Here is a 22,266-nt window from a genome sequence, read left to right as displayed (position 1 = left end):
CACTCAGCACTCAGCACTCAGCACTCAGCACTCAGCACTCAGCACTCAGCACTCATTAATTATGATTAGCTTTCCAGTTTGCCAAATCAGCTAAAGAGCGATCGCGGTAACGTCCATAACGCTCTGGTTTACTTTTGATTTTCATTCCTAAATCGGGAAAAATCCCAAAGTTGGGCGGCATTGGTTGGAAATGCTTTGGCGAAGCGGAACTAATAAATTCTAATAACGCACCGATCATTGTTGTTGGTGGTAAAACCAAAGCTTCTTTACCCAAGGCTAACCGCGCTGCATTAATTCCCGCCAAGCAACCACCCGCAGCCGCAGCAGTGTAACCTTCAGTACCGATCAATTGTCCAGCAGCTAATAATGTCGGACGCTCTTTAAATTGCAAGGTAGGATGCATTAACTGGGGAGCATTAATAAAAGTATTGCGGTGCATCACTCCCAGTCTGACAAACTCCGCCTTTTCCAAACTGGGAATTAACTGAAAGATTCGCTTTTGCTCGCCCCAACGCAGATTAGTTTGAAATCCTACCATATTCCACAGTTGACCAGCTTTATCTTCTTGTCGTAACTGCACCACAGCATAAGGACGTTCCCCTGTGCGAGTATCTGACAATCCCACTGGCTTCAGGGGGCCGTAGCGCATGGTATCTTCTCCGCGCTGTGCTAGTTCTTCTATGGGTAAACAAGCTTCAAAAAATTTCGCCGTTTCCCGTTCAAAACCCTTAAGTTCTGTTTGTTCCGCTTTACAAAGTTCTTCTTGAAAGTGCAAGTACTGCTCTTTATTCATTGGGCAGTTGAGATAAGCAGCTTCACCTTTGTCATAACGTGATGCCATAAAAGCAATGTCACGATTAATCGATTCTCCCACGATAATCGGACTAGCTGCATCAAAAAAGCTGAGGTATTCCATCCCCGTAAAGCAGCGCAAATCTTCTGCCAAATCAGGACTGGTTAAAGGCCCGGTTGCCAAAACCACAATCCCTTCGGGAATTGCAGACACTTCACCCCGGCGAAATTCAACTAAAGGATGACTCGCTAAAGTTTCGGTTAAATCTTGGCCAAATTGTCCCCTGTCTACAGCTAGCGCCCCACCAGCCGGAACGGCGTGTTCATCAGCTTTTGAGATGACGATAGAACCCAGTTGGCGTAACTCTTCGTGCAATAATCCCGCCGCGCGATCGCTTGCCATTGCTCCAAAGGAATTACTACACACTAATTCTGCCAAATGTTCTGTATGATGAGCAGGACTAAATCGCTTTGGACGCATTTCATGCAGAATTACTGGCACTCCAGCTTGCGCTATTTGCCAAGCTGCTTCTGTCCCAGCTAGTCCACCTCCAATTACTTGTATCGGTTGTATTTCCATAGTTAAATTTTTAATTTCCATATTATAAGTATCCATCACCATTACAGAAGTAAAATTAAATAAAAAGTCATGTTAAACCACAACAAGTCCAAATAAAGTATTGGCCCAATTGTAACGTTGAGACTATACTCTCAAGGTTTTTTACGAGTCGTGATGCGTAAAACCATCATCAACGGTGAGCTTAACATTTTCCAACTGGCACACTGCCAGGAAGTGCGATCGCGTCCTCAGCCCTTGCCTAATTGCATTAATCAAAAAAGTAGCAAAATTAGTCATCAAACTAGGATATTTTGTATAAACCCTTGATTTCTCCTTTTTCGAGGTGATACATTAAACAAGTATTCAATAATTACTTAAAAGTACGTAATTGGGACGTGATTTATGACTAAAAACAAAATTAAAGATAACGTTGATTTAAATCAAGCTCCAGTTATGTTTATTGAGGAAATAACAAATGATCAGGTATTGAAAAGTGTATACGGTGGCGCAACGCCTCCTGTTTCACGACTAAGCCCTGAGATTATGGCTGCTCTTGAAAAGCGCGGCATTATATTGACTAACGATCCTAACAACCCAAATACATTAACAGAAGATATGTTGTCTGCTTTCAAAGAAGTTTCGGGTAATTAGACGTAGTAGATATAAACGATTTCTATTAAATGTAGCGATATGCAATACTAAAAGGTTGTTTGAAAAGTGATTGGCTGTGATTTTAATTGCGTTGTTACCCCCCTTAGTCCCGCCGATGTATTGGGGGGAAACAAGAAAAATTCGCTTCCCTCACGCCACTTGCTTCTCCCTTGGCGCTAGCCTCTCCCTTTGGGAGAAGGGGAGACGCTGCGCGAACAAGTTGGGCATTGCCCGCCCAACGCAGTGGCTCCCCAATACATCCGGAGAGGGTTAACAATTCACGCATTCACGCATTCACGCATTCAAACATTTTAGACATTTTCAGACGGGGATTTAAACCCCGACTGAAAATGAAAAGGAGGCGGAGTGGCTTCGACTCCGCGCTACCCGTAAAGGTAGGGGTCTTAAACCCTTTGATTTACGGTAAAAAAATATCTTATACATCAATTATGACTTTTCAAACATCCTCTAAGACGTGTTTTCAAACACGCTGTATTTTAAAAATAGGCTAATCTCAGTAAACTTGGAATTATTCTAATGGCTTATCAAAGTTATTTGATATTGTAATCAAATCTTTGGCACTACCAAATAACAGCAGTTTTCACTCCTTCCATGCTTGGGAGCGTGTTCAATGGCAACAGACAATCAACCCAACAAATGAATAAGCACAAGCTTGTCTGAAAGAAAAGCGATCGCTATCCCCAAAAAAACTTAACATTAACCTTAGAAGTGTTAATTTTTCATCATATAAACTCATGGGTTACTACATCGCTCCCCGCTTTTTGGACAAACTTGCTGTCCATATCACCAAAAACTTCCTGAAGCTTCCTGGCGTGCGAGTTCCCGTGATATTGGGTATTCATGGACGCAAAGGAGAAGGCAAAACATTTCAATGTCAATTAGTCTTCGAGAAAATGGGTATCGAGGTGACTAATATATCTGGTGGCGAATTGGAAAGTCCAGATGCTGGAGATCCAGCGCGGTTGATTCGGTTGCGCTATCGGGAAACAGCAGAACTGATCAAAGTACGCGGCAAAATGTGTGTACTGATGATTAACGATTTAGATGCCGGTGCTGGACGCTTTGATGAAGGGACTCAATATACTGTAAATACACAGTTGGTGAATGCCACACTAATGAATATTGCCGACAATCCCACAGATGTGCAGTTACCGGGAAGCTATGATTCCACACCTTTACATCGTGTGCCGATTATTGTCACAGGTAATGATTTTTCTACCCTCTATGCACCGTTAATTCGGGATGGACGGATGGAGAAATTCTACTGGGAACCAGATAGAGATGACAAAGTGGGAATTGTCAAGGGGATTTTTGAACCAGATGGACTATCACAGAAAGAAATTGAACAGCTAGTTGATACTTTTGTCAATCAGTCCATTGACTTTTTTAGCGCTTTGCGAGCGCGCATTTATGACGAACAAATCCGCAACTACATCCATAAAGTAGGTTTTGAGCAGATATCCTTGAGTGTGGTTAACAGCGCCAAAGGGCCACCAGAGTTTCAAAAGCCAGATTTCAGGCTGTCTCACTTAATCGAGTCTGGTAATTTCCTAGTTGGCGAACAAAAACGGGTGGAAAATTCCCATTTGGTTGATGATTACAATCGACTCAATCGAGGTAGAAATTCTCAATCTGCACCACCTGCTGTTGTAATACCAATTAGTCAGCCGTCAAATGGTGCAACCCAACAAGTAAAAACTAATCAATTCCAAAAACAGGAAGCATCCAGTCCACATTTGACTCTAGATACACAAGCTCAAATTAGGGAATTATTATCTCAAGGTTACAAAATTAGTATTGAACACGTAGATGAGCGCCGCTTCCGCACAGGTTCTTGGCAAACTTGTGTTCATAGCCACATTGATGCCGAGTCTGACGCCATCTCAAATTTGGAGTCAACTTTGACAGAATATAGCGGTGAATATGTGCGCTTAGTAGGTATCGATCCCAGAGCCAAGCGGCGGGTGGTGGAGACAATTATTCAGCGTCCAAATGGAAACAATTAGGGGCATACAGCAGAATCCGAGAGTTAGAAAGTGTATCTACACACACTAAACCCGCGCGGGCGGGTTTAAAAAAGCTTTATTTTCTATTAGCTCATATCATTTCTGGGTAATTAGCTGCTAAAGAGATGATGTTTTAAGTAAGTGGGTCAACTCACCCTGCCTCCGGCTTCCCTCTCCTTAGTAAGGAGAGGGATTGAGGGTGAGGTTTTATCTTATGTTTAATTACGCCTACCTACTTAGCTATAGCAATGCCAATGCTGTTCGGTTAAGGCAAGAGACGCGATGAATCGCCGTTTTTACAAAGCCAATTTTAAATCATTTGCGAACAACAAGAAAACCAACTTCCCCAAGAAGTTGGGGATTTAAGGTTGCGAATTCGATTCGCCAGGGTTGTTGTTAGGGAACTCCAAATAAAAAAATACTCAACTACTTTTTGTGGGGTGGGCGTCTCGCCCGCCCCAAGCCTTGGGCGGACAAGATGTCCACCCCACAAGATTGGATAATTTATTTGTTGGAAGTCCCTTAATTCTTAAACAACTGGAAACAATATGTTTCCTCAATTTGGTAGCTGAATTTTTCTCTACCTACAAGTACTGGCTGAAACTGAGGTCATCGTTCTTAAATCGCCTGTAAATGCGGCTGTATATTGATAAGGTGATGAACCAGAGCAATTCATGGAATTTGTATAGGTGTTACGGGGATTCCACCATGACATTGCTTTCACAGTCAAATTTGCGCCATTCCATGATAGAGACTGGACAAGTAAAGAGTTAGTTTGTCCATTATCTGGCTTTTTACCTGATAAAAATGTGGCATAAGAAACCTGGCCATTAGCTGGATTAATCCGGGCTATAACTGCGGCTTTTGGCCCGCCTCCACTACCATAGCTAGGCAACCACCGACCACTGGCAAAGCGACGAAAATCATTACCTGCCTGAGTGCCTGTGGAAGAGTAAATGCCATATAAGACATCACTTCCATTCCAATACAATCCGTAACCTGTACCATCGTCATTTGTTGTCTCGTAATCATTACGACACCATGCTTTTATCCCATTATTGAAGCGGATAGTTACAGGGTTTTTGTTATTTGAGAGCTGCTGATAGCCAACGTAAATTCTTGCTGTTCCATTAACTACTTTGGGGCCATTTTTAGCTTTGATTGTTGCTTCACTATCATTGCAACTGAATGTCACAGCTTCACCGATCGATGTATTTATGGTTTCGGCTAAAACTGGAGCAGTTTTTTCTGTGAGAACTAAATCACCTACTAAAATTACAGACAAAGAAATGCCCGCAAAATACTTTTGTAATTTGCCAGAATAAATCATGTTATGAATCTGCCGAGACAAGGAACGGAAAACACCGTATCACTATAAACTCTAATTAGTATTTAGACAAGCAAAATAGTTGAAAATACTATGCAGCAATACTTTCAGTATTAAAAAATATTAGATAAGACTACAAAATGCCCAATCTAATATGCATAAGAATGCATGATAGTAGCTGTATATAATTATTATTTATCAATAAGTCTGAGTATATATAAAAAATTGCAATAGGTTATGCTTTACCATAAACAATTGCAGTACATGAGAAAATAAATTTAATTAACAAAGTAGCCTTTGTTCGTTCCCTACAACCCTTGCAAGAAGATTGCTTTGGCTCTGTCTTATACTTTTATCTGGGCTGTATTAGGTAGTTTTAGGATTTTCATCTGATACTTCTTTAGCAGCAGCTTTGAAACGGCTTAATCTGCTTTTGCGAATCCGTTCGCTATCGCGAACCCCACCCGCCATTTCATATTCGCTGCTATCTCTGCCATATTTAAAAGCAACCCCTCTTACCATCTTGTCTGTAAGATTACTTAGGGTTTTTTCCATCGCATCAATTTTAGTTTTGGAAGAATCAATTACAGTTAAAGCAGTGTTATAAGCATCAAGCATAGTTCTTAGCTGCTCAATTGCTTGATTCAAGTTTTGCAAATCGCAATCATCACCAAAATTCATATTTGAATCAATTGCTTTTAGTCCAGCGGATTTCAACTCAGCTTTTTCGAGAACACGGGATGTACGTTTTTTACGAGACATCAATATACTCCTTAGAGAGGTTTCTAAAGCTACTTTGCCTTACTAAAGCTATTTTTTGGTTCAGTAAAATTAGTGAATAATTATATTTGTTAAAAAAATCCAAACCAATTTGAGTAATTTCTCTTAATTTTCAGTTTTTACCTGTTTTTCTTTGCAATTGCTTTAATGTTGATGAGGAATATTGCAATGTTGATGAGGAATATTTCAATATTGATAAGGAATATTGCAATGTTAATGAGGAATATTGTAATGTTGATGAAGAACATTGAAATCTTAATGAAGAACATTTCAATGTTGATGAAAAACGTTGCAATGTTGATGAGGAATATTGCAATAAACCTCTTGCATAAATCAAAAAAAAACAACTCCACCCCGTATTTAAGTAAAGCAAACGCTCCCCTCCTCAATGCCTTGGGGCAGGGTGGTTTCATAGGAAAAAAGAAAAATACATAAGTCTTGATTTCTCGTTTTGTGGCATGGCTTTTTCCCTCACTTCCATTCCTCTCCCCCACGGGGGGAAAGGCTTTGAAACCCAGTTTTAGTTCTCTGCTTGTATGAAACCACCTTGCCTTCCCGATGCCTTGGGGAGGGGTATTAGGGACTTTTGCAAGAGGCCTAATGTTGATGCAAATAACCTTGTATTTCAGGGCGCTCGTGTCGGCCACCCTACAAGAATCATCCCTTGATTCAGCAACACCAAATTTCAGACTGTTTTCAGATTGCGATCGCCCAAGTTGATGAAATTCTCAAAGGTTTTACCTTAAAAAGCTACGCCAACGCCATCTTTAGCAGTGCTATCTGCGAAACTTTGTGCCAAAACAGGGAAGCAGAAAGCCCAAAAACCTCTCCTATCTGCATCTCTGCGATCTTAACAATCGGTTTTTAAGCAGACACGGTATCAACTGGCGATCGCAGATCATCCCCAAAGCATAGGTGTGGGGAGACAAAGCCTAGCTTTGGCGAGCTGATTCGGGTTTAATAAGTAATCAAGCAAACATGATATAACGAAGATATAGCTATAACTGCTGTAAAACAACTTGACGTAGAAGTTGTGCTACTGCCAGGATAAAGTATAGTCTGGGAAATAGAACCTCTTCTCGTAAATTCTGACCGAGAAATACTCAGATTTTAAACTTTTGTTTGGCTTTTTTATAGATAATTACAATGGGGAATTATATTGTAAATCCACCTAAACATAAAAAGCCATGAAAGAAAAACCTAAACAACAAATGCGTATATGGGCAATGTTGTGTCATTTCTCAGCTTTGGTAGGATGGATATTATTGTTTTTTTTGGTATTTCTTGGCATTCCTTTATATTTACCTTTAAATATTTTACCTCCACTGATAATTTGGCACTTTAAAAAATCTCAATATCCCTGGATTGATTTACAAGGTAAGGAATCATTAAATTTTTAAATGTCTTTAACTTATTACACTTTTATTGTTATAACAATATCTTTATTTTTAGTATTAACTAGCGTTAGTTTGGCAGTGACTACTAATGGTTCAACTAATGAATTAAAAAATACTTTAGACACTTTATTAAGTATACTTATATCATTAATTTTATTCAAACTGGTACTACAATCTTTTGTAGTGACTTTTGCCGCTATTAAAGCTTACAATGGTGAGCATTATCGTTACCCCTTTACAATTAGAGTTTTACGATAAGACTATAGCAATCCTAATTGAGATTGTGAAAGTTTCTGTTATGGTCGTACTTGGTCATTTGTCAAGAGTCATTTGTGATTACAAAGGACAAATAACAGCCAACAAAAAAATATTTTACAAATGATTTAGGATTGCTATATCTGATAGTATACTAGATTCAAAAGAACAATCGCTTTACTAGATGTTATCAAATCGATAGCAACCGCCAAGCAGGAGGAAAAAATTGTCTAAAAAGCTTGATATAACTACATATTAGATATGATTTCCAAAATAATATTAAACAAAAAATAAGTTACATAAATATGAGGATAAAAATTAGATGATTGGAGTTGCGATCGCAGGCACTGGATTTGGTCAAAAAGTCCACATACCAGGATTCCAAGCACATCCTCGTACTGAGGTAGTTGCTGTTTATCACCGAGATATAAATAAAGCCAAAGCCATAGCAGAATCCCATAATATTCATCACGCTTCCGACTCACTTGCCGATATTGTGGCATTACCAGAAGTGCAAGCCGTCAGCATTTCGACACCGCCCTTTTTGCACTATGAAATGGCAAAAACTGTACTGCAAGCAAGAAAACATTTATTACTAGAAAAACCGATAACTTTAAATGTATTTGAAGCGAAAGAACTTTATCAGTTAGCTAAAGCAAAAAGCGTTATTGCAACTGTAGACTTTGAATTTCGCTTTGTACCAGCATGGCAATTGTTTGCAGAATTATTGTCAGAAAACTATGTAGGTAAGTTGCGCCTAATTAAAATTGATTGGTTAGGTTCTTCTCGTGCTGATACTTCACGCCCTTGGAATTGGTATTCTGACAAAGATAAAGGAGGCGGTGCATTGGGATCTTTGGGTTCTCACGCCTTCGATTATATTCACTGGTTATTCGGGCCAGTGCGTAGATTAAACGCCTATCTGAGTACTGCTATTCCTACACGAGTTGACCCTATTAGTGGGGAATCTAAGGCAGTGAATACAGATGACAACTGTATATTAACTCTGGAATTGGCCAATGGTACACCTTGTCAACTTTCTATCAGTGCGGTTGTTCATGCAGCAAGAACGCATTGGGTAGAAGTATATGGCGATCGCGGTACATTAATTGTGGGCAGTGAAAATCAAAAAGATTATATACATGGTTTTCGTGTTTGGGGTTCCCAGCCAGGTAAACCTCTAACAGAAATAGAAATACCGAATCGGTTAATTTTTCCCCAAAATTATGCTGATGGGCGCATTTCAGCATTTATCCGCGTAGTAGACCAATGGGTGCAAGGAATTGACCGCAATCAGGAAATTACACCATCACTACGCGAAGGAATTTATTCTCAGTTGTTGATGGATTTATCTCATGAATCGCATCAAAAATCAAGTTGGGTAGACGTACCCAGTTTAGAAGGATTTCTTAGTAACTAGAAAACAGATGAGCAAAACTCCCCGCATTCGTATCCCGCCGGAAGTCAAAAAATATGTTTTTCAACGCGACCAATATCAATGCCGAAGCTGCGGTAAAACTAATGTAGAAACTAACCTCAGCATTGACCATATCATTCCCCTGGCTCGTGGGGGTCAAAATGATATCAGCAATCTCCAAACTCTCTGTTTTACCTGCAATCAGCAGAAAACAGATAATATCGATCCACGTTTTTGGCGATATTTTCAGCTTTAGGTTAGGATGGTATGAGCTATTAGTTTCTCCTCATTTCTATGCCTCAAAATCACAATAGCAATTCTCGAAAATTTCCCAACATTAAAACTACTATTTTCTACCTCTTTACAGTCATAGCTATTTTAGTAGTAGCCTTTCCCTGGTTATATGAGATTAAAACCAAAGCTGGAATCGACATATCACCTGGACGCCATGCAGGAACATTTTTTGAGAAACATACACGTGGACTCTTTAAGTGTGAATGGCTTTATCCCTACCATTGCGATCGCTCTCATCTTAAGTAAAGGAAATTACAGCAGAATTCAGGAGTAAAACAGGCTACATTACCTGAACTTGAGACGAATCGTTGTGTACTTCACTAACTTGAAATTCACTGTTAAAAGAAAAGGGGATAATTATCCTTCTCTGTGTGTGTGAAATTTTTATCCAAAAATTGACCTCGTTTCCAGTGTCTAGCTGGGAACGAAGTTTTGACTTAATTTGATACTAATTGACATTAAGATGGAAAGCTGTGTATTGCTATAAAATTTATCCTGTCTAGTTTTCAGTCTTTTTTTTACGTCGAACTCAAGTAAGAGCCTCTATTTCCACTCTTGTAAGGATCTCAGCCCTATGCCATTATGAATGAAGCAAATTGATTAGACTTTTGAAGTGTAGATATTTTTTATGCCTATGCTTGAATACGCTTCTCCTCCTATTTGGCTAAATGCTCACATTCAAGACCCGCGTATCAAAGTTGGAGATTACACCTATTTTGATCGGCGCATCAGTTTGGGAATATTTACCCCCACAGACCGGATTGAGATCGGAAAGTTTTGTTCCCTAGCCAGGGATGTGATCATTTTTGGTGGAGGAAACCATGTTATGACAAGAGTAACGACATTTCCTTTCAAGTGGTTATCTGCACACACTTCTTTTGAAGAAAGTCACACCGATGCAAGTTCTAAGGGGGTAACAATTATTGGTCATGATGTTTGGGTTGGGTACGGGGCAACGATTTTATCAGGGGTGAAAATTGGCAACGGTGCAGTTGTGGGCGCACAGGCTGTTGTTACTTCCGATGTTCCTGCGTATGCAATTGTGGTCGGTAATCCAGCTAAGATAATTCGGTATCGCTTTGAGCCTAAGACCGTAGAACGTTTGCTAGAACTATCTTGGTGGGATTGGGAGTTAGCGAAGATTTCAGCTAATTTAGATTTGCTATATACCAACCCGGATGAATGGCTACCAGAGATCCAGTTGAAACAGCCACAAGCAGATGTATTGAAATTGATTGATCCAACCCAAATGAATAGTTACCAGAGATTCAGTTGAAACAGCCATAACACATATATTCTCATTTATTTAGACTTATTGACATCCAGTGAAATGAGCGTCTGTTGCTTAATCGCTTACTATGTCTAGTTTTCAGACTTTTTCTTATATCGGACTCAGGTATAATAAAAGAACCCCTCCCCGCTTTTCGGGAGGGGAGACAAAGCGTAGCTTTGGCGAGGTGGGGTTCTCCGGGATTAATAAGTAATCAAGCGGCCATAATATGAGTCCCTACATCTATGCCAACTGATTTGAGATCGAGCTAACATCAACGGCTAACTTTTTACCCAACTTGAGCAACTGAAGACACTGATTATCTGCTTCATTACCAAGGCTAGTAATACACACTGGCGCTATCTGACTATGCAGACAACTAAAATACAATTCTTGCGATCGCTGTAGGGAAATATCAATATTTAGTTGATCCCCGACATCAATCAATCGTTCCAATAGTTGGATATCTGCATTAAAGCTACCATTGGCATCGTGCAACAATTGCCAGAGCGATCGCGCAATTAACTGTTCTAACATCTGCTTACCGTCGGGAATATTCAGCCGACAACGCAGATGTTTTGCTTCAGTAGCGATCGCCTCTAATTCTAAGATGTGACTCCAACTCTTTTGGGGATCGGCAATCTCTTGCTCAAGCGATCGTAATGTCATCAAACAGCGATGCCCTAAAGCAATATCTGCTGCAACCTGCAATTCTTGCGGTACTGCTATTTCATCGCGATGAAACGCCATCAGCACCCCATAATTATCACGGTAGGCTTGAGTATACAACTGTCCTAAACGTGTCAGCGTTTCTTGACTCAGCAATCGCATAATCCGGTGGCGTTCTTCAGCAAATAGATTTTGCAAGTTAAAAGCTTCTTTTCCAAATAGCTGTGTCATCGCCAAAATAGTATGAGCCGCACTAGCTTGTTGCAGTGCGCCAAACAGCTTTTCTTTTAATTGGCTGTAGTTACGCCGCCCAGTAAATTGTTGAATGCAGCAGTGGAAATCCCAGCCTCCCAAATGCAGAACTGCAAATACCAAATGCTCACTTTCCCAAGTAATCTCTGATACTAGCTTTAAATTTCCCACAGCCAGAGTTAGCGAGCCCATCCGTTGTAGTTGGTAATCTAGCTCATTGGCAGCGTAGCAATAAACCCGCTTCTGGTAACGCTGAGACTGTTTGTCAGCAGCATCTTTTCTCGGCAAAGAATTATGTGTCTCTGCTGATTTCTGATTGGTAAACAGGGAAGTAATGGCGTAATGGGCTGTAACTTGCTTAAAGCCCAGTTGGGCAGTTAACACCAGTTGCCGATAAATTTCCGCACCGTGTTTGAAGTCATCCACATTACTGGGGGCTAAACCAAGACGTTTGACAAAGCCTTTTTCCAACTGCACACCTGCCACTTCCCCTGCCAATTCCAAAGCACGGGCTGCATAGCGCAGAATTTGTGTCCCCTCTGGACGAGAAATTTCTTCAAAAAACCAGCCGCAACTAGTGAACATTAACAACGCGTGACGCTGCATTTCTAACAAGCGCAAAGCGTCTACTTGTTCGGCTGCCGTTAGTTTGTGGGTTTGATGACGGGCGAGGAAACGGTTGACATTGCTAGCAGAGCGATCGCGTATTACTTGGATATATTCATCTCGTGCTAGCCAGGGATCGCGAAATAACTGCCTACCATGTTCCTCATACACTTCAATTAGCTGATCCCGCAGCCAATTTAGGGCATCTCGCAGGGGGCGACGCCATTTCTGATGCCAAACACCGCCTTCTCCACCGCAACCACAGTCATCCTCCCATCGACCAACACCGTGGGCGCAACTCCAGGCTGTGACTGACTTTAATTCCACTTCCCAACTGGGAGAATTTAAGCTCAGGTAGTGGGCGAAGTTTGTCACCGTCCAACCCTGTTGAGGAAACTCTTTAGTAAAGGCATAAGCTAAAGTTTTCTCAGTTCCCTTCTTGTGATGTCCAAAGGTTTCCCCATCCGTCGCCACAGAAATTAACTGTGCCAGACGATGATCCCCACGCACCGCTGAACCGATACGTCCGGCAAAGCGACTGGAATTATAAACGACATCACTAAAACCCATATCTCGCGATATCGGGCCATCGTAGAAGAAGATATCAATATAGGGTAATTCTTCTTTTCTATCTTTTTTGGGGCTAGTAGCGATCGCACTCAGAGATGAAGATGAAGTATCTAGTGTGGGCTGCAAATAACAACGATAGGGACGGGTGGGATCGATCTGACTACCACCGACTTCCAGCCATTCTGGATGGGGATGATCTTCGGTGGGGAGGGGACGGCAACGCAATGCTTGAGATGGTGCAAGGATAATGAAGCGAATACCCTCAGCAACAAGAGCTTCTAGGGTGGCATAATCCACACCGGTTTCTGCTAGCCACATCCCTTCGGGATCGCGTCCAAAGCGGGAGCGGAAGTCTTCTTTACCCCAGCGAATTTGGGTATATTTGTCGCGCTCGTTCGCCAGAGGCATGATGATGTGATTGTATACTTGCGCGATCGCATTGCCGTGACCATGCAAACGTTGCCTACTCTTGGCATCCGCCTCTAAAATCCGCTGATAAACCTCCACATCGTAGCGTTCTAGCCACGACATCAGCGTTGGCCCAATATTAAAACTGAAATACTCATAATTGTTGACGATCCCCACCACTTCGCCTTGGTCATTTAAGACTCTGGCAAAGGCATTTGGACGATAGCATTCCCAATGAATCCGCTCATTCCAATCATGGAAAGGTGCAGCGCTCGGTTGGCGTTCAATTGCGTCCAGATAAGGGTTTTCCCTTGGTGGCTGGTAAAAATGACCATGCACCGTCACATAAACACCATTAGCCTTTCTCAGGGGATCGGTTTGTTTGGTGTTATTCGGATCTGAATGTAATGTTAACGTTGAGCCAGAGCTAGCTGGCATTTGGGCAGCAGAAGTCATGTATATTTATCCAAAACAAAAACTTGCATTTGCACCGAAAACATTGTGCATAAACCTTTCTCCAATAGTTTGAACACAAAATCCGGTATAAACAACAACTATGGAATCCAACCAAATTTTTGACAAAGCGGTTTTATTGTAGCCGGAAATCTGCGTTATCGCACAGCCCTTTCCCTGAAGGCTCAAAGTAATTAGCCATTGAACAAAGCCTTAGTTAGGGGTTTTCTCTTCTTTAGCGCCAATCAAAATTTTAATTGTCTTTTAATATATTAAACCCCATTTTTGGTGTAATATTTTGGCTCAAATTCATAGTTTTGCAACAAAAGATTACAAAAACTCATTATATCGTAATTTTGCTTTACACAACATCCACAGCGGTGAACGGAAAACAGTACAATCTCTGAATTGTTCTATAGGCGGTTGAGAGTATCCTATGGGAGTGCTGAGTGAAAGTGATTGTTAATTCAACACTCCAAATTTGAAACTTAGGATTGCTCGCTGTGAATGATACCCTCAACTTAAGACAACAAATGTCAACCAAAAACATTATTCTTTTCGCTTTACTATTGTTCATTCCGGTTTCTGTAGCAGCCCACTTTCTGGAATGGGGAGAATTGACAGTTTTCATTACAGCTGGATTAGCAATTCTGCCCTTAGCAGCTTGGATGGGTACAGCCACAGAAGAAATTGCTGTCGTCGTTGGGCCATCGCTGGGGGGCTTGTTAAACGCCACCTTTGGCAATGCTACAGAATTAATCATCGCCCTAGTAGCGCTGAACGCTGGGTTAATAGATGTAGTCAAAGCCAGTATCACGGGATCGATTATTAGCAACTTACTACTGGTAATGGGTTTTTCCATGCTTTTGGGAGGACTGCGCTACAAAGAACAGACATTTCAGCCAATTGTGGCGCGGGTGAATGCTGCTTCGATGAATTTGGCAGTGATTGCGATTTTGATGCCAACGGCGATGAATTACACTTCTCAAGGAATTAACCAACAAACACTGCAAAATCTTTCTATTGCTGTTGCCGTAGTATTAATCTTGGTTTATGCCCTAACGCTGCTATTTTCGATGAAAACTCACTCCTATCTTTATGATGTGGGTGTAGCGGAGGCAGAAGCAGAAGCAGAGGAAATATCTCATGGTAAACCAAATATGGTTTTATGGGTTGGCGTGCTGCTAGTATGTACTTTGCTAGTGGCAATTGAGTCAGAAATGCTAGTAGATTCTCTGGAAGTGGCCACATCTGAGCTAGGTTTGACAGCGCTGTTTACAGGGGTAATTTTGGTTCCCATCGTCGGTAACGCGGCTGAACACGCTACAGCAGTCACCGTGGCGATGAAAGATAAGATGGATCTTTCCCTGTCGGTAGCTGTGGGGTCGAGTATGCAAATTGCCCTATTTGTTGCACCCGTGTTAGTTATCGCAGGGCGGGTATTGGGGCAACCAATGGATTTGGATTTCAAACCCTTTGAATTAGTCGCTGTAGTTGTGTCAGTGTTGATTGCCAACAGTATTAGTTCCGATGGTAAATCCAATTGGCTGGAAGGCACTTTGTTATTAGCTGCCTATACAGTGTTGGGGTTTGCCTTCTACTTCCATCCAGTTATGGAAGGTATGGGGTAGTACTGCAAGGCGGAAGTCAAAAGTCAAAAGTCAAAAGTCAAAAGTCAAAAGTTTGTATATCAAGGCTTTTGCAAGTTTTAAAATGGTGGCTTGATTTCCGCCAAGCTGTACTAGTTAGTAGTGCGACGCCGAATAGCCCGTCGTAGAGATCGCTCATATTTTAACGGATTCGCAAAAGTCTCCACCCATAACGCCAGTAAAATAGAGAGATATAAGAGCGATCGCCTGTATGAGCTACTGCCTTAATCCTCATTGTCCCAAGCCTGAAAATCCTGATGATGTCAAGTTTTGCCGGACTTGCGGTACCAAGTTACTCCTCAAAGAACGTTACCGTGCTATCAAACCAATCGGACAAGGTGGTTTTGGCAAAACTTTCTTAGCTGTGGATGAAGATAAACCCTCAAAACCACGCTGCGTAATTAAGCAATTTTATCCCCAATCCCAAGGCACTAACACTCTGGCAAAAGCCGTAGAGTTATTTAACCAAGAAGCAGTACAGTTAGATGAATTGGGCAAACATCCCCAAATTCCCGAACTACTGGCATATTTTACCCAAGAAAATCGGCAGTATCTCGTACAAGAATTTATCGACGGGCAAAACTTAGCCCAGGAATTGGCACATAAAGGTGCTTTTAGTGAAACACAAGTCTGGCAACTATTAAATGATTTATTGTCAGTTTTGCAATTTTGTCACGCCAGACACGTAATTCACCGCGATATTAAGCCAGAAAATATTATTTTACGCGAGAGCGATCGCAAACTAGTATTAGTAGATTTTGGTGCTGCTAAATCTGCTACTGGCGCTGCCTTAAATAAAACTGGTACTAGTATTGGTAGTCCACAATATGTTGCTCCCGAACAAATGAGAGGTAGGGCTATTTTCGCCAGCGATATTTATAGTTTGGGTGCGACTTGTATTAATTTATTAACAGTGCGATCGCCCTTCGATTCTTATGATACCAACAACGATACTTGGGTATGGCAGCAATACTTGCAAACTCCCGTCAGTAATGAGTTGAGCCGCATTCTTAACAAGATGCTAGAAAGTATTCCAATTCGGCGTTATCAAACAGTAGATGAAGTTCTCAAAGACTTAAATAAATACTCGCCAGTAGCATCGAAGCCAGCGATTGCACCAAAACCTATCCCTCAATCACCACCAAATTCTCCACCCGCTTTTGTATCAAAATCTCCTAGTCAACTTGAGAAAGAATTAGAAGAAATGAAAACCCAATTTTTGGGTAGTAGTAAACCTCAACAAAATACAATACAGCCACCAAATCCTACATCTCAGCCTACTAGTAAAAGCAAAATAGATGAAGAATTAGAAGAATTAAAAGCCAAATACCTTGGAAAGAATAACACGCCAAATCAATGATAAAACCAGATATAAAAAGTCTCTATTACATCACACACATTGAAAATCTGCCCTCAATACTTCAAAGAGGTATTTTATCGCACAAAGCAGTTGAGGAGTTAGATATTTCATATACACTAATCTACGACAGTGGAATTGTTAGCAAGCGTAAAGATAAGTCTACGCCTGGAAGGAGTAGTTTGTGGGATTACGCTAACTTATATTTTCAGCCACGTAACCCAATGATGTATCGGGTGGTTCATGAAAAGGACAAAAGAGATATTGCTGTTGTTGGAGTCAAACCCGATGTACTTGCAGCATTAGGAGGACTAATTACAGATGGAAATGCTGCCAACGATCCAACTCAATTTTTTGCTATTAGGGAAGGAATAGAAATACTTCAGAAACAATGGAAAATTATTCAAAATGAGTGGTGGAATGAGCTTGATGGTTCCAAACGAAAGATAATGGCTGAGTACCTGGTTCTTGAGCAAATCAGCCCAGAACTTGTTCATTCAGTCTTTGTAGCAGACTATAAAACTAAAGAGCGAGTCGAAACAATTATAGGTTCAGCTAAAATACCTGTTGTTCCTGAACCAAATATGTTCTTCCAACCCATATCTGCTGCCCGTATCGGGACTAATATTTCCTTGATTGATGGGGATATGTTTTTTTCAAATATGCAAACGCTTACGATTAGTGTTAATCTTCAAGGCATAATGGGCAAAGGATTAGCGTCACGGGCAAAATATCAGTTTCCTGACGTATATGTAGTTTATCAAGATGCTTGCCGGAATCAACAGCTTACTGCCACAAAACCCCATCTCTATAAACGGGAAGCTTCTTTAGATCAAGAACTAGCTGATCTTAGCCTTCCGCTTGTGTCCTCCAATGCTGTAAAGTGGTTCTTGTCGTTTGCTACTAAAAGACAATGGCGAGAAAACTCTCGTTTAGAAGACATTGAAGGTGGCTTAGACTGGGTTAGAAAAAATTGTCATGAAATTGGTATTCAGTCTTTAGCAATGCCAGCTTTGGGTTGTGGTTTAGGCAACTTAAATTGGTCTGAAGTAGGTCCGTTAATGTGTCGTTATTTGCACAATATAGGAATTCCGGTTGCGATTTATCTTCCACGGGAACACCAAATTGATTCCAAATACCTAACTAATGATTACTTGCTAAATTGCTCTTGATTCGCACGTTGCCGTAGATGGCTTTTCTCTAAAATGAAAAATATACAAGTTAAATGTGCATTAGCTTAACAATCAATAATTAACAATTAACAATTAACAGTGATAATTAACAAAAAAAGTGACTCTAAAAGAGCCACTTTCAAATTTACAATCTAAAACTCTCTAATTTGTAGGTGTAGTTGGTTCTGAAGTTTGCAGCTCTCTTGGTGTGGAAGTTTGCACTGATGCTTCAGAAATCGGCGTCCATTCGGTGTGGAAGGCTCCGGGCTTATCAAGTCGCTCGTAGGTGTGCGCTCCGAAGTAGTCGCGTTGAGCTTGAGTGAGGTTTTGGGGCAAGCGATCGCGTCGATAGCTGTCAAAATAATCTAATGACGCACTGAATGCTGGCACTGGAATTCCCAGTTTTGCTGCTGTTGCCAACACTTCGCGCCAAGCTGTTTGTCTGTCGAGAATCGTCTGCTTGAATTCCGGGGCTAATAGTAGGTTAGGTGGTGCTGGATTTTCGTTAAATGCCTTCTTAATCTTATTCAAAAATCCAGCACGAATAATACAGCCACCCTTCCAAATCCGCGCCATTTCACCTAAATCCAAGTTAAAATTGTAGGTTTTTGAAGCTGTAGCTAGCAGTGCCATGCCCTGAGCATAAGAACAGATTTTCGAGCAATAGAGGGCATCTCGCACCATGTTGATAAAGGCTTTGGTATCTCCCTCATACTTGCCAGAAGGACCTGTAAGTATCTTGGATGCTGCTACCCGTTCTTTTTTGAAGGAAGACATGATTCGGGCGTTCACCGCTGCAATGATTGTTGGTACAGCAACACCCAAATCCATTGCAGTCTGCACTGTCCAGCGTCCGGTTCCCTTTTGCCCTGCGGCATCAACAATCAAATCGACTAAGGGTAGATTTGTTTCTGGGTCAATGTAGGGGAAAATCTTTGCTGTAATTTCAATCAAAAACGAATTGAGTTCGTCGGTGGTGTTCCACTCGGTAAAAACTTCGTGTAACTGATTATGGTCTAGTCCAGCAACATTTTTCAGCAAGTCGTAGGCTTCAGCAATCAGCTGCATATCGCCGTACTCAATGCCGTTGTGTACCATTTTGACGTAGTGACCGGCGCCACCAGGACCGCAATAGGTTACGCAAGGACCATCGTCAACTTGGGCAGCAATTTTATTAAAAATTGGCGATAGATACTCGTAGGAGCTTTGTGTACCTCCTGGCATGAGTGAAGGCCCATTTAGCGCACCTTCTTCACCACCGCTGACACCCATCCCGATAAACCGAAGTCCAACCGGTTCTAATTCTTGAGTGCGTCGTTCTGTATCTTCAAACCAAGAGTTGCCACCGTCAATAATGATATCGCCTTCGTTTAGCAAAGGTCGGAGTTGAGAAATCACCGCATCTACTGGCTTACCAGCTTGCACCATCACTAGAATTTTGCGGGGACGTTCCAATAAGGCAACGAATTCTTCTAGGGTGAAGGCGGCTTTGACGTTCCGTCCTGGTGCACGCTGCGCCATAAACGCATCCGTTTTTTCTCGGGAGCGGTTGTAAACTGCAATTGGGAAGCCATTGCGCTCCACGTTGAGAGCGATGTTCTCACCCATAACGGCTAATCCAATCACACCAAAGCTTTGTAGTGTCATAAAAAATTTCTGGCTAACTCTTGCAGATCCTTTTACTTTAAGGGTAGTCCGATATTTTCCCTTCTCTCCTAAAGAAGACCTTAAGACTTGAATAAAGGGCAAAAATCCACAACTAACATGGATAATTAATTTTAAATTGTATCTAAATCAACAATTGACTGGCAAAATTTGCAAAATTGAAATAATCAAAGGACGCAGTAAGGAGTAACCAAATAATGCTGGCATTTGTCCTAGCTTTGGTAGTGGGTCTTGGTAGTTTAGCCATTTACATAGCAGCTTTCTTTTTTCCAGAAATCCACCGCAAGAATGACTTCATTTGGAGTGGCGTAGGATTGTTCTACGCTTTAGTCTTATGGGTATTTGCACCACGCATTACTGGAGGTTTGTTGCTGGGTCATGTGGCTAGTGTGGCTCTTTTGGTCTGGTTTGGCTGGCAAACTCTATCATTACGTCGGCAATTGACTCCACAGGCACAACAAACCCAAGTACCCAGTCCTGAGACGGTAAAAACTGGCATTCAAGAACAGGTAAATAAGTTGTCCCTTCAGGAACGGCTAGGCCAGTTGCAAAAAGGTCTGGGTAGTACCTTCAGTGGCGCGAAAGACAAGGTGCAGCAGACTGTGAGCAAAAAGACACCCACAACCCCCAAACCTGAAGATATTACCTCTGTAATAACAGAGAAACCTGCTGTTGAGATTATTGACAAAACTATTGTCATACCAGAACAACCAGCAGAGGAGACAGTTACTACCGACACCGAAGCAAAAACCGAAAGTGTACCGGAAGCGATTCCCCCACATCCCCCATCTCCTGAATTGGTGGAAGCAGCGCAACCAGATTTTGAAATTGAGGATAAGCAACCGATTCCCGTAGAAGACATTGCGCCGGATGCGGTACTCGCTCCCCCAGCGGAAACGCCACCGGAACCAATACCGCCGAATCAAGGTAGTTGAATTCTGTGAAACCCAGTTTTAACCTTAATGGATGATACTGGATTTCAATGAACTCATAGCGGTTTTCATTCGAGTGACATAGGGGATAATTGTAGAAGCAATTTAGGAATTGCTTCTACGGTTTTTCTGACTCCAATGTATTAAGTTTGGATTAACTTTTTAGTAAAATGGACAAGTAATTCTATTCTTTTTTCTAGAAAAGCGTTGAAGTTATCATCAAAGGTATCTGATGTACATAAAGCTCTGGATAAAATGTCTTTTAAAATATCTCCTTTTGGCATCATTTTGACATATTCTGATGGTTTTTTAGCTGCTATTTTTTTATTTTCAGAACTATTCAAAAAACAAAAGTTAGCCAGACAATTAATAGAGCTATCATCAAATCGTAAACTTTTTAAAAATGCTTTTGGGTAAATATGATGAAATTCTGTTCTATTATACTTTTGCAAAACTTTGTCAAGGTCAATATCGGAGCCTGACAAAAAACTTTTTGGATGATTATTAGCGAGTATTAAAATAAAGGTTTTAGTGTTAACGTTGTCAAAACGAAATCGGTTATTTATAAAAAAATCTCGGTCTATCTTACAGTCAATTTCTCCAAAAATATTATTTTCACCATTTTTTAATTTAATTATTTGTTCAATATCACTTTTGATAACTTTTTTAGTTTGAATACTATATCTATTTGTGAAACAAGACCTCCAAAACCATTTTTTTAATTGATTATATACTCTGGTATTATACGAAACTTCTTTACCATCAGGTTCGGCAAAAAAAACAGATAAAGGAATTATAAGCCCAGGATATGGAAGGTTTTTTAGAGCAGTCACTTTCAATTGTTTTCTCATAAAATCAATTGCTCCAAAAATCCCATTCCTAACTTTTGGAAAAGCTCCTCTTATTTGTTGCCCGCTCAATTCTAATAAACTTTCTGGAGTGGTTTCTTTTTTGAGAATAGCTGCTGTACATCTTAGTATTAAGTCACAATCTTCACCTACTTCAGAGAATCCAAATTCTTCTAGTTCTTCTTTCAAATTTTTGAAATTTTCTAGTAAATCAAAATCCTCATTCCATGTCCATGCTGAAAGTAATTGCAGTGTATCAAGCTTCATTCCAAGTCGATTAACCCGCTCAAAAACAATAGCAACAATAGCTCTATCTTCTGTTTTCAAAATTTGTGCAGGAATAGATACTTCTTTAAACTTTTCTTGTAGTGTATCTATGCGTATAATTTGTTCTCTAGTACATTTTTCTGTAGCCTCTCTGTATTTTACAGAATCGAATAACACATTCAAAGAAAAGTGTTTTCCTGAAATCACTTCTTCACGACGTAATGCATAAAATTGACTTTCTTGGACATCTTCCTCCGCTTCTAAGTCAAAATATATCCCAGTCCAGTCATATTCTTGTGTTGGTTGCAATTCTGTTTGAAATACAGAGAAAATAGATGTAAGTCTTTGCTGACCATCTAAAACATAATCTATAGGGTAATCTTCCTTTGGGCTTGGAAGAGCAAAAGCCCCAAGTTTTCTTTCAGTTGCAAGTTTAGATTTTGTTTTCCAGAAGAGTAAAGAACCAAATGGGTATTTTTTGTAAATACTATCCATTAAGTATGCCACCCTATCCATATCCCATACAAAACCACGCTGGAAGGCTGGAATTCTAATACTACCGCTACTTACAGAATCCAAAAGTTGTCTAATAGAATAAGATTGATACTCCATATTAAATAACGCTTAATAGTTATATGTAACATATAAA

18 protein-coding genes and 2 pseudogenes are annotated in these 22,266 nt (G+C 40.8%); 12 read left to right on the top strand and 8 right to left on the bottom strand.

Annotation, left to right across the window (positions count from 1 at the left end):
- Window positions 1-55: 55 nt before the first annotated feature.
- Window positions 56-1,372, bottom strand: a complete 1,317-nt coding sequence (trmFO, locus tag HWQ58_RS04770; protein ID WP_292858444.1) for an FADH(2)-oxidizing methylenetetrahydrofolate--tRNA-(uracil(54)-C(5))-methyltransferase TrmFO — start codon at window positions 1,370-1,372, stop codon at window positions 56-58.
- Between the two features lie 141 nt (window positions 1,373-1,513).
- Window positions 1,514-1,648, bottom strand: coding sequence for a hypothetical protein (locus HWQ58_RS04765; protein ID WP_292858441.1), 135 nt, complete (start codon window positions 1,646-1,648; stop codon window positions 1,514-1,516).
- Window positions 1,649-1,753: 105 nt separating this feature from the next.
- On the opposite strand from HWQ58_RS04765, the gene HWQ58_RS04760 reads away from it, so the two are divergent.
- Window positions 1,754-2,002 (top strand): hypothetical protein, encoded by a 249-nt coding sequence (locus HWQ58_RS04760; protein ID WP_292858438.1) that lies wholly within the window; start codon window positions 1,754-1,756, stop codon window positions 2,000-2,002.
- A 755-nt stretch (window positions 2,003-2,757) separates the two neighbouring features.
- The gene (locus HWQ58_RS04755; RefSeq protein ID WP_292858435.1) at window positions 2,758-4,029 is read left to right on the top strand and encodes a ribulose bisphosphate carboxylase small subunit; all 1,272 of its coding nucleotides are present in this window, start codon (window positions 2,758-2,760) and stop codon (window positions 4,027-4,029) included.
- Between the two features lie 580 nt (window positions 4,030-4,609).
- On the opposite strand, the gene HWQ58_RS04750 is transcribed toward HWQ58_RS04755, so the two are convergent.
- The 3 genes from HWQ58_RS04750 to HWQ58_RS04740 form a co-directional block, all read right to left on the bottom strand.
- Window positions 4,610-5,359 carry a hypothetical protein gene (locus tag HWQ58_RS04750; RefSeq protein WP_292858432.1) on the bottom strand — a complete coding sequence of 250 codons (750 nt, stop codon included), beginning with the start codon at window positions 5,357-5,359 and terminating at the stop codon, window positions 4,610-4,612.
- Between the two features lie 363 nt (window positions 5,360-5,722).
- Window positions 5,723-6,118: a hypothetical protein gene (locus HWQ58_RS04745; RefSeq protein WP_292858429.1), complete on the bottom strand. Its 396-nt coding sequence runs from the start codon at window positions 6,116-6,118 to the stop codon at window positions 5,723-5,725.
- Between the two features lie 137 nt (window positions 6,119-6,255).
- Window positions 6,256-6,783 carry a hypothetical protein gene (locus HWQ58_RS04740; RefSeq protein WP_292858426.1) on the bottom strand — a complete coding sequence of 176 codons (528 nt, stop codon included), beginning with the start codon at window positions 6,781-6,783 and terminating at the stop codon, window positions 6,256-6,258.
- Window positions 6,784-6,809: 26 nt separating this feature from the next.
- Here HWQ58_RS04740 and HWQ58_RS04735 point away from each other — a divergent pair.
- The 6 genes and pseudogenes from HWQ58_RS04735 to HWQ58_RS04710 all read left to right on the top strand — a co-directional run.
- Window positions 6,810-6,950 (top strand): annotated as a pseudogene (locus tag HWQ58_RS04735) (sigma-70 family RNA polymerase sigma factor); the annotation flags it as partial.
- Between the two features lie 373 nt (window positions 6,951-7,323).
- Window positions 7,324-7,791: pseudogene (locus HWQ58_RS04730) on the top strand (DUF4870 domain-containing protein).
- A 319-nt stretch (window positions 7,792-8,110) separates the two neighbouring features.
- Window positions 8,111-9,208: a Gfo/Idh/MocA family oxidoreductase gene (locus HWQ58_RS04725; protein ID WP_292858423.1), complete on the top strand. Its 1,098-nt coding sequence runs from the start codon at window positions 8,111-8,113 to the stop codon at window positions 9,206-9,208.
- 7 nt (window positions 9,209-9,215) lie between these two features.
- Window positions 9,216-9,461: an HNH endonuclease gene (locus HWQ58_RS04720; RefSeq protein ID WP_292858421.1), complete on the top strand. Its 246-nt coding sequence runs from the start codon at window positions 9,216-9,218 to the stop codon at window positions 9,459-9,461.
- A gap of 38 nt (window positions 9,462-9,499) precedes the next feature.
- Window positions 9,500-9,745 carry a hypothetical protein gene (locus HWQ58_RS04715; protein WP_292858419.1) on the top strand — a complete coding sequence of 82 codons (246 nt, stop codon included), beginning with the start codon at window positions 9,500-9,502 and terminating at the stop codon, window positions 9,743-9,745.
- Window positions 9,746-10,127: 382 nt separating this feature from the next.
- A complete protein-coding gene (locus HWQ58_RS04710; protein ID WP_292858418.1) occupies window positions 10,128-10,775 on the top strand; it encodes a CatB-related O-acetyltransferase in 648 nt (215 codons plus the stop codon).
- Between the two features lie 237 nt (window positions 10,776-11,012).
- Here HWQ58_RS04710 and HWQ58_RS04705 read toward each other — a convergent pair whose 3' ends face one another.
- A complete protein-coding gene (locus HWQ58_RS04705; RefSeq protein WP_292858417.1) occupies window positions 11,013-13,730 on the bottom strand; it encodes a DUF3536 domain-containing protein in 2,718 nt (905 codons plus the stop codon).
- A 530-nt stretch (window positions 13,731-14,260) separates the two neighbouring features.
- Between HWQ58_RS04705 and cax the strand changes: the two genes are divergently transcribed.
- The 3 genes from cax to HWQ58_RS04690 all read left to right on the top strand — a co-directional run bounded on the left by cax (window position 14,261) and on the right by HWQ58_RS04690 (window position 17,905).
- Window positions 14,261-15,358 carry a calcium/proton exchanger gene (gene cax / locus HWQ58_RS04700; protein WP_292858416.1) on the top strand — a complete coding sequence of 366 codons (1,098 nt, stop codon included), beginning with the start codon at window positions 14,261-14,263 and terminating at the stop codon, window positions 15,356-15,358.
- A 229-nt stretch (window positions 15,359-15,587) separates the two neighbouring features.
- Window positions 15,588-16,736, top strand: a complete 1,149-nt coding sequence (locus tag HWQ58_RS04695) for a serine/threonine-protein kinase (RefSeq protein WP_292858415.1) — start codon at window positions 15,588-15,590, stop codon at window positions 16,734-16,736.
- Window positions 16,733-17,905 (top strand): DarT ssDNA thymidine ADP-ribosyltransferase family protein, encoded by a 1,173-nt coding sequence (locus HWQ58_RS04690; RefSeq protein ID WP_292858413.1) that lies wholly within the window; start codon window positions 16,733-16,735, stop codon window positions 17,903-17,905. Before HWQ58_RS04695 ends, HWQ58_RS04690 begins: the two co-directional genes overlap by 4 nt.
- A 162-nt stretch (window positions 17,906-18,067) precedes the next feature.
- On the opposite strand, the gene gndA is transcribed toward HWQ58_RS04690, so the two are convergent.
- Window positions 18,068-19,552 carry an NADP-dependent phosphogluconate dehydrogenase gene (gene gndA, locus HWQ58_RS04685; RefSeq protein ID WP_292858410.1) on the bottom strand — a complete coding sequence of 495 codons (1,485 nt, stop codon included), beginning with the start codon at window positions 19,550-19,552 and terminating at the stop codon, window positions 18,068-18,070.
- A gap of 215 nt (window positions 19,553-19,767) precedes the next feature.
- Here gndA and HWQ58_RS04680 point away from each other — a divergent pair, with 215 nt between their 5' ends.
- Window positions 19,768-20,505 carry a Ycf66 family protein gene (locus HWQ58_RS04680; protein ID WP_292858407.1) on the top strand — a complete coding sequence of 246 codons (738 nt, stop codon included), beginning with the start codon at window positions 19,768-19,770 and terminating at the stop codon, window positions 20,503-20,505.
- A 140-nt stretch (window positions 20,506-20,645) separates the two neighbouring features.
- On the opposite strand, the gene HWQ58_RS04675 is transcribed toward HWQ58_RS04680, so the two are convergent.
- The gene (locus HWQ58_RS04675; RefSeq protein WP_292858404.1) at window positions 20,646-22,229 is read right to left on the bottom strand and encodes a DUF262 domain-containing protein; all 1,584 of its coding nucleotides are present in this window, start codon (window positions 22,227-22,229) and stop codon (window positions 20,646-20,648) included.
- Between the last annotated feature and the right edge of the window lie 37 nt (window positions 22,230-22,266).

The organism is Nostoc sp. LPT, from assembly GCF_017115165.1.
Taxonomy (GTDB): domain Bacteria; phylum Cyanobacteriota; class Cyanobacteriia; order Cyanobacteriales; family Nostocaceae; genus Nostoc.
Note: the sequence above shows the minus strand (reverse complement) of the source record. Positions and strands in the feature narration are given on the sequence as shown.

Excerpts from the sequence above, each read along its gene's own strand:
- HWQ58_RS04765 (WP_292858441.1), bottom strand. The coding sequence starts at position 1,648 with ATGACTAATTTTGCTACTTTTTTGATTAATGCAATTAGGCAAGGGCTG.
- HWQ58_RS04695 (WP_292858415.1), top strand. The coding sequence starts at position 15,588 with ATGAGCTACTGCCTTAATCCTCATTGTCCCAAGCCTGAAAATCCTGAT.
- HWQ58_RS04760 (WP_292858438.1), top strand. The coding sequence starts at position 1,754 with ATGACTAAAAACAAAATTAAAGATAACGTTGATTTAAATCAAGCTCCA.
- cax (WP_292858416.1), top strand. The coding sequence starts at position 14,261 with ATGTCAACCAAAAACATTATTCTTTTCGCTTTACTATTGTTCATTCCG.
- gndA (WP_292858410.1), bottom strand. The coding sequence starts at position 19,552 with ATGACACTACAAAGCTTTGGTGTGATTGGATTAGCCGTTATGGGTGAG.
- HWQ58_RS04705 (WP_292858417.1), bottom strand. The coding sequence starts at position 13,730 with ATGACTTCTGCTGCCCAAATGCCAGCTAGCTCTGGCTCAACGTTAACA.
- HWQ58_RS04675 (WP_292858404.1), bottom strand. The coding sequence starts at position 22,229 with ATGGAGTATCAATCTTATTCTATTAGACAACTTTTGGATTCTGTAAGT.
- HWQ58_RS04690 (WP_292858413.1), top strand. The coding sequence starts at position 16,733 with ATGATAAAACCAGATATAAAAAGTCTCTATTACATCACACACATTGAA.
- HWQ58_RS04750 (WP_292858432.1), bottom strand. The coding sequence starts at position 5,359 with ATGATTTATTCTGGCAAATTACAAAAGTATTTTGCGGGCATTTCTTTG.
- HWQ58_RS04715 (WP_292858419.1), top strand. The coding sequence starts at position 9,500 with ATGCCTCAAAATCACAATAGCAATTCTCGAAAATTTCCCAACATTAAA.
- HWQ58_RS04720 (WP_292858421.1), top strand. The coding sequence starts at position 9,216 with ATGAGCAAAACTCCCCGCATTCGTATCCCGCCGGAAGTCAAAAAATAT.
- HWQ58_RS04755 (WP_292858435.1), top strand. The coding sequence starts at position 2,758 with ATGGGTTACTACATCGCTCCCCGCTTTTTGGACAAACTTGCTGTCCAT.
- HWQ58_RS04745 (WP_292858429.1), bottom strand. The coding sequence starts at position 6,118 with ATGTCTCGTAAAAAACGTACATCCCGTGTTCTCGAAAAAGCTGAGTTG.
- HWQ58_RS04725 (WP_292858423.1), top strand. The coding sequence starts at position 8,111 with ATGATTGGAGTTGCGATCGCAGGCACTGGATTTGGTCAAAAAGTCCAC.
- HWQ58_RS04680 (WP_292858407.1), top strand. The coding sequence starts at position 19,768 with ATGCTGGCATTTGTCCTAGCTTTGGTAGTGGGTCTTGGTAGTTTAGCC.
- trmFO (WP_292858444.1), bottom strand. The coding sequence starts at position 1,372 with ATGGAAATACAACCGATACAAGTAATTGGAGGTGGACTAGCTGGGACA.
- HWQ58_RS04710 (WP_292858418.1), top strand. The coding sequence starts at position 10,128 with ATGCCTATGCTTGAATACGCTTCTCCTCCTATTTGGCTAAATGCTCAC.